This window comes from Marinomonas phycocola (assembly GCF_047525455.1).
GTDB lineage: Bacteria > Pseudomonadota > Gammaproteobacteria > Pseudomonadales > Marinomonadaceae > Marinomonas.
In genome coordinates this window covers 1-1,850 of record NZ_JBLIXL010000050.1, presented here as the reverse complement: position 1 = coordinate 1,850, position 1,850 = coordinate 1, and the positions used below count along the sequence as shown (strand labels likewise).

At 36.1% G+C, this 1,850-nt stretch carries 2 protein-coding genes; both read right to left on the bottom strand.

The window, feature by feature from the left end:
• Positions 1-227: 227 nt before the first annotated feature.
• Positions 228-518, bottom strand: coding sequence for a hypothetical protein (locus tag ACMUMJ_RS16825; RefSeq protein ID WP_414680004.1), 291 nt, complete (start codon positions 516-518; stop codon positions 228-230).
• A 368-nt stretch (positions 519-886) separates the two neighbouring features.
• Positions 887-1,630 (bottom strand): metallophosphoesterase family protein, encoded by a 744-nt coding sequence (locus tag ACMUMJ_RS16820; protein WP_414680003.1) that lies wholly within the window; start codon positions 1,628-1,630, stop codon positions 887-889.
• Positions 1,631-1,850 lie beyond the last annotated feature (220 nt).

The following is a 1,850-nucleotide window of genomic DNA, read 5'->3' as shown; positions in this document are numbered from 1 at the left end:
GATGAGACGAATAAACAATCGTCCAAGGAAGTGTTTAGGGTTTAAGCAACCAGCCGTAGTTTTTAAAGACATGCGCTTAGTTGCTTGAAGTGAAAAGTGTCGCACTTCGGACTTGAATTCAGGTATATTTAAAATATTGCATAAGGTTTACTGAAACAACCCCAAATAAGGGACCAAAAATTGTTTGTTAAAATGTTAAGAAACGAAACAAGACACTGTTTTTAATCTCACTTGATTTTCTTGGCATGCTTATTATTACCTATAATTTTACGGATTAATTTAATTATAAGAGTACAAACACCTATATAAATAAGAATAGGAATGAAAACAAGGAATGAAGAAAAATAGAAAAGAGCCGTATATAAATCAGCATAACCTCTCAATACTCCGCTATCTATAGCACAACTCTTTACTGACATAGAAGCGGTATTCCAACCATCGCAATTCATCACTCCGAGTACGGGCAATACAAAAGCGATAAAATACAAGACAAAACTAATACGACTTCCTTTCGACATCCACCTACCCTTGAAATAAACATAACGCCCCCTCAAGAGGCAAATGATAGTTGATTATAATAGAGAACGAAGCGAACAAAACCAACTGTTATTTGTTCTTCTTGAGTGGCTTCTATGGGGATAATTAGCCCGACCTTTTTACTAACAAAATAAGTTTGGAGAAAAATGAGACCCAGACTTTAGCTGCAACTAAAGTTTTCTTTTGCAGTAGTTCGGTTGAGCGATGACTCCTCTATTGAGAGACTGATAACAAAAAAGAAGCCGCCAAAGGCTCAAAGCAAAATGAAAGTAGGTGATATCAAGTAAGAACCGTGTATTTAAAAAAATCTACCAACGATTTGTAGAGGCTGGAAAACCTAAAAAAGTTGCTATAACCGCCTTCCCGTTGATAAAAACTGAACCCAATCACTACGGTTTCTTTTTTTACTTTCATTTACAGCGCGCTGATAATCATAAGGAACTTTGATGTTTTGAACAATCCATTTAGAATCAATCTTTTCAACTATTGAATATGATGCATGATGCGTAAAGTTTTCCATAGAGTGAACTATAGGCGCTTCATCTGTATATGCTTGTAGACCAACACTTCCAGGATTAACAATAAGTTGACCACTACTCAAGTTTACAGCTCTAGGCGTGTGAGTATGACCACAGCATATTAGCTTAGACTTTTGACCCGCAAGTAAATCTAATATTTCGTTATCTGAACGTAGTAAAGCATAGCCTCTACTCACATCTTCCAATAAATAAACCAGATCATTTTTTGGTGTACCATGACAAAAATACACATCTTCATTAACTTGCTTATCAAAAGGTAGTGCTTTCATCCATTCTAATGGTTTAGACCCTAAATCATCCAAAATAAATTGCATTGTTGGGTTTGATTCTATTTCTTCATCAGTTGATTCATAAATTTGACGATCTTGATTACCTGAAATGGTTATAAAATCATGCTCCATCAATAACTCAAAAGTAGCCTTAGGGGCAATTGGACCATAAAGAATATCACCAAGATTTGCTTTTAAATCTACGGAATGTCTTTTTACATCTTGAATAACAGCATCAAGCGCAAAAACGTTACTATGAATGTCGGATAATAAGGCAATCCTCATTAAGTACTCCTAGGATATAACGCCAAGTTAGGTAGAAAATACAGTTAGGCTAAACTGCGCGGAGCGCGAGCCAACGGTGATTTTTTCGTTTAAGCGCCTTGTATGGATAATAATCCCACAAAGTAATTATTATTTAAACTAGGTTCGGGTAATGTGAGGCCCAAGCTTTGGCTGCAACCAAAGCCTTTTATACAGTAGTTCGATTGAGCGAAGGCTCCTC